This window comes from Sphingomonas sp. 66-10 (genome assembly GCF_001897045.1).
Classification (GTDB): Bacteria; Pseudomonadota; Alphaproteobacteria; order Sphingomonadales; family Sphingomonadaceae; genus Sphingomonas; species Sphingomonas lycopersici.
In genome coordinates this window covers 6,829-11,590 of sequence record NZ_MKRR01000020.1, presented here as the reverse complement: position 1 = coordinate 11,590, position 4,762 = coordinate 6,829, and the positions used below count along the sequence as shown (strand labels likewise).

The following is a 4,762-nucleotide window of genomic DNA, read 5'->3' as shown; positions in this document are numbered from 1 at the left end:
GGACGAGTTTCGCCAGCGTATCGGCGGTGTAGCGCGTGCCGAGCCGCGTCTCGATATCGCTTGCGCGGATCGGCGCGCGGCGCGCCATCGCCCGCGCCGAGGCGAGCCGTTGCGGCAGCGGGGCCATCCCTGCTTTGGGCTTGAGCGGGTTGCCCGGCGATACGAGCCACCACATGTCGTCCAGCCCCAGCGCGCGGATCGCCGCGAGGCTGACCCCGCGGTGACCACGATGCGCCGGGTTGAACGACCCGCCAAGGAGACCGGTGCGGGTCAGATTCCGCACCGCGACCGGCCTCGTGTCATCAGATCGGTTCGCCGACCACCGGGGGTGCCGACGGCGGATCGCCGACCAGCGCGCGATAGCCGAAGCCCGCGAGGATCCCGCCGACGATCGGCGCGACCCAGAACAGCCAGAGCTGCTGGAGCGCGAGCCCTCCGACCATCAGCGCCGGCCCGGTGCTGCGCGCCGGATTGACCGAGGTGTTGGTCACCGGGATGCTGATGAGGTGGATCAGCGTCAGCCCCAGCCCGATCGCGATCGGCGCGAAGCCGGAGGGCGCGCGGGTATCGGTCGATCCCATGATGATCGCGAGGAAGGCGAAGGTCATCACCACCTCGATGATCAACGCCGAATGGAGGCCGTAGCCGCCCGGCGATTGCGAACCGAAGCCATTGACCGCCAGCCCGTTGGGCGCGAGTTCGAACCCCGGCTTGCCGCTGGCGATGCACCACAGGAGCGCCGCCGCAACGATCGCGCCGACCACCTGCGCGACGACATAGGGAATGATGTCCTTCGCCGGAAAGCGTTTGCCCGCCCACAGCCCGAAGGTGACCGCGGGGTTGAGGTGGCAGCCGGAGATATGGCCGATCGAATAGGCCATCGTCAGCACGGTCAGCCCGAAGGCGAGCGCGACCCCGAGGAGCCCGATCCCGACGCCCGGAAAAGCCGCGGAGAGCACGGCGCTGCCGCATCCCCCCAAGACCAGCCAGAAGGTGCCGAATGCTTCGGCGGCACAACGCTTGTGTATTGGCACCATATCCCCTTGTCCTCCTTTGCGACTTTGTGACGATCGTTCTTCATTCTCCCACGTAATAACGGGAGGATAAGGCACGGATATCATTGGGGCAAGCGGGGGGAGCGCAAGGTGCTGGAGGGCGAGAACCGAGCGCGCCGTGCATCGGCGCTGAGCGGAAAAGCGCGCGCCGGAGCGATGATGCCGAGGGCTGGCGCGGATTAGACACCTATCGATCCGGCCACCCGCGTCTTGTTCGATAAAGCTATCCCCACATTCTACGGATATACGAAAACACAATGCTATTTACTTAGCGAACCGCGCACTCGATGCTAAGGCCTGGAAAATCCCGCGAACTACCGAAGCGAATGACGCCCGGGGCGATTGCAGTTTGAGGGCAGATGCAGATCTGAGTGAATAACAACGGGGGAGGAAAGCACGATGGTCGCATATGCTCTTGGCGATGATCATCATAGAATGTCGGTGGGCAGGGCGTTCGCACGGGCTTTTGCGATAATCCGTGCTCATCCATTGCTGACCATCGGCACGACATTCGCGATGACGATGATCCCCAGCCTGCTGTTCAGTGAAACGAGCCTGAGCGAGGCAATAACCGGCGCTTATTATGGCGCGCTGACCGACAGTTTCTTTCTCAAGATGATGATGGGCTGGGTGGTCCAGTTGTTTTTCTGGGCCGTCGCGGTCGCGGCGGTGATTCAGGCGGGGCTGGCCTATGTCGAGGGACGGCGGCCCGACCTCGGCGAAATTCTATACACTGGCGGAATGCGCAGCCTGCCGATGCTGGCGGTCTACCTGCTCTACGCGATAGCGACCGGGATCGGCTTCACGCTGTTGTTGGTGCCGGGCATCTTTCTTGCGGTGATCTGGTCGATGGCGATGGTCGCGATGGTCGCAGAAGAACCCGGCGTATTTGGTGCGTTCAAGCGCAGCGCCGCGCTGACCAATGGCGCGCGGTGGAAGATATTGGGGATACTCCTGCTGACCGTCGCGATCGCCCTGATCGTCAATTTGCTCGGGGGATTCGTCGTCCTCACCGCCGGGCTTCGACCGGAAACGCAACCGGCCGCCCTACCTGCACAGATCGTCATGTCGCTGCTCAACACGATCGTCCTGACCTGGACGACAACGATGTTCACGGCGCTGTTCGTCGAGTTGCGCGAATGGAAGGACGGACCGGACACCGATCGGCTGGGTGACATTTTCGCCTGACCAAGACGATCGCCCCGGCGAAACCGCGGACGGCTGCCCCACCCGGCATTGTCCGGGCGGCGGGTCAACTTGCGCCGATCACCCCCGCACCTGCCCCGTCCCCAGCCCGAGCCATTTGTACGTCGTCAGCCCCTCCAGCGCGACCGGCCCGCGCGCGTGGAGCCGCCCGGTGGCGATGCCGATCTCCGCGCCCAGCCCGAATTCGCCGCCGTCGGCGAATTGCGTCGAGGCGTTCCACAGCACGATCGCCGAATCGACCTGCGCGAGGAAGCGCTGCGCCACGCCTTCATCGGCGGTGACGATCGCGTCGGTATGGTGCGAGGCGTGCCGCGCGATATGCGCCAGCGCGCCCTCCAGCCCGTCGACCAGCGCGACCGAGGCGATCGCGTCGAGATATTCGGTGTCCCAATCGGCATCGTCCGCCGCCGCGATCCCGGGCGCCACCGCACGCGCGCGGCCGTCGCCGCGCACCTCGCAGCCGGTCGCTACCAGCGCGGCGATCAGCGCCGCCGGATCGGGATAGGCGATATCGATCAACAGGGTTTCCATCGCCCCGCAGATCCCGGTGCGCCGCATCTTCGCATCGACCACGATCCGCTCGGCCATCGCGCGATCGGCGGCGGCGTGGACGAAGACGTGATTGATCCCGTCGAGATGCGCCAGCACCGGCACCCGCGCCTCGGCCTGCACGCGGGCGACGAGGCTCTTGCCGCCGCGCGGCACGATGAGGTCGATCAGCCCGTCGGCGGTGAGCATCGCGCCGACCGCGGCGCGATCGGTGGTCGCGACGCGCTGCACCGCCCCCGCGGGCACGCCGGCCTGCGCCAGCCCGGCGACGAAGGCGCGGTGGATCGCGGCATTGCTCTCCACCGCCTCCGATCCGCCGCGCAGCACCGCCGCATTGCCCGACATCACGCATAACGCAGCGGCATCGGCGGTAACGTTGGGGCGGCTTTCGTAGATGATCCCGATCACCCCGATCGGCACGCGGACGCGGCGCAGCACGAGGCTGTTGGGGCGCGTCACCTCGTCGATCGTCGCGCCGACCGGATCGTCGAGCGTCGCCACCGTCGCCACCCCGTCGGCCATCGCCGCGACGCGCGCGTCGTCGAGCCGCAGCCGATCGAGCATCGCCGGCGAGAGGCCGTTCGCCGCGCCGCGTTCCATATCCAGCGCATTGGCGGCGATGATCTCGGCGCGCGCGGCACGCAGCGCTTCGGCGGCGGCGCGCAGCCCGGCGCGGCGCTGCTCGGTGGAAAGAAGCGCGAGCGCCTGCGCGGCGGCGCGCGCCTCGCCGGCCATCGTCGCGATCAGGGCGGAAGGGGACTGGCTGTCGAGCATCGGGCCTGCGCCTATCATGCCGGGGTGCGAGTGGGAATGGCGGCACGCATCAATCACGATTGTCGCCTCTACCGTTCGCCCTGCGCCTGTCGAAGGGCGTCCTGCCATCCGAGGGGTGGGGCCGCCCTTCGACAGGCTCAGGGCGAACGGTTCATATTTGGCACGCGATGCGCTAGATTAACGGCATGACCAACGCCAACCGACGCAATTTTCTGCTCGGCATGCTCGCCGGCGGAATCGCCAGCGCGGCGCTGGCGGCGCCGGAACGGTTCGAAGTCTCCCTCACCGACGCGCAATGGCGCGCCCGGCTCTCCCCCGCGGCCTATCGCGTGCTGCGCCAGGCCGCGACCGAGCGGCCGTTCAGCAGCCCGCTCAACAGCGAGCATCGCACGGGCACCTTCGTCTGCGCCGGCTGCGCGTTGCCGCTGTTCGCCTCGCGCACCAAATTCGACAGCGGGACGGGGTGGCCGAGCTTCTGGGCGCCCTTGCCCGATGCGGTGCGGACGCGCACCGACAAGACGTTGGGGATGATCCGCACCGAGGTACTATGCCGGCGCTGCGGCGGGCATCTCGGCCATGTTTTCGACGATGGACCGAGACAGACCGGCAAGCGTTATTGCATGAACGGCCTCGCGCTCGCTTTCCGGCCTGCGTGAGGTTGCCCACCGTCCTCCCAGCCCGTAAAGGCGCGCCATGCCCGACAAGCCGACCGACAAGCCAGCGCTCGACCTGCTGATCGCCGCCCCGCGGGGCTTTTGCGCCGGGGTCGACCGCGCGATCCGCATCGTCGAGCTGGCGATCGAGAAGCACGGCGCTCCGGTCTATGTCCGCCACGAGATCGTCCACAACAAATTCGTCGTCGACAGCCTTCGGAAACGCGGCGCGATCTTCGTCGAGGAATTGGACGAAGTGCCCGATGGCGCCCCGGTGGTCTTTTCGGCGCATGGCGTGCCCAAATCGGTGCCGGCCGATGCCGATGCGCGCGGGCTCGACTATCTCGACGCGACCTGCCCGCTGGTCAGCAAGGTGCATCGCCAGGCGGAGCGGCTGGTCGCCGCCGGGCGCCATATCGTTTTCATCGGCCATGCCGGCCACCCCGAGGTGATCGGCACCTTCGGCCAGGTGCCCGCGGGGGCGATGACTTTGGTGCAGGACCTGGCCGACGTCGAGGCACTGAC

5 protein-coding genes and 1 pseudogene are annotated in these 4,762 nt (G+C 67.3%); 3 read left to right on the top strand and 3 right to left on the bottom strand.

The window, feature by feature from the left end:
- On the bottom strand, nt 1–274 hold a 274-nt coding region (locus tag BGN95_RS02495), incomplete at its 3' end, for a nucleotidyl transferase family protein (protein ID WP_502688238.1).
- A 28-nt stretch (nt 275–302) separates the two neighbouring features.
- On the bottom strand, nt 303–1,037 hold the full coding sequence (gene aqpZ / locus BGN95_RS02490; protein WP_286771518.1) for an aquaporin Z: 735 nt from the start codon (nt 1,035–1,037) through the stop codon (nt 303–305).
- A gap of 534 nt (nt 1,038–1,571) precedes the next feature.
- Here aqpZ and BGN95_RS02485 point away from each other — a divergent pair.
- Nucleotides 1,572–2,243 carry a DUF7847 domain-containing protein gene (locus tag BGN95_RS02485; protein ID WP_179512173.1) on the top strand — a complete coding sequence of 224 codons (672 nt, stop codon included), beginning with the start codon at nt 1,572–1,574 and terminating at the stop codon, nt 2,241–2,243.
- 78 nt (nt 2,244–2,321) lie between these two features.
- Here the strand turns inward: BGN95_RS02485 and BGN95_RS02480 are convergent, their stop codons facing one another.
- Nucleotides 2,322–3,584 carry a glutamate-5-semialdehyde dehydrogenase gene (locus BGN95_RS02480; protein ID WP_286771517.1) on the bottom strand — a complete coding sequence of 421 codons (1,263 nt, stop codon included), beginning with the start codon at nt 3,582–3,584 and terminating at the stop codon, nt 2,322–2,324.
- A 221-nt stretch (nt 3,585–3,805) separates the two neighbouring features.
- Between BGN95_RS02480 and msrB the strand changes: the two genes are divergently transcribed.
- The gene (msrB, locus tag BGN95_RS02475; protein ID WP_286771525.1) at nt 3,806–4,240 is read left to right on the top strand and encodes a peptide-methionine (R)-S-oxide reductase MsrB; all 435 of its coding nucleotides are present in this window, start codon (nt 3,806–3,808) and stop codon (nt 4,238–4,240) included.
- A 37-nt stretch (nt 4,241–4,277) separates the two neighbouring features.
- Nucleotides 4,278–4,762, top strand: a pseudogene (gene ispH / locus BGN95_RS02470) (4-hydroxy-3-methylbut-2-enyl diphosphate reductase); the annotation flags it as partial.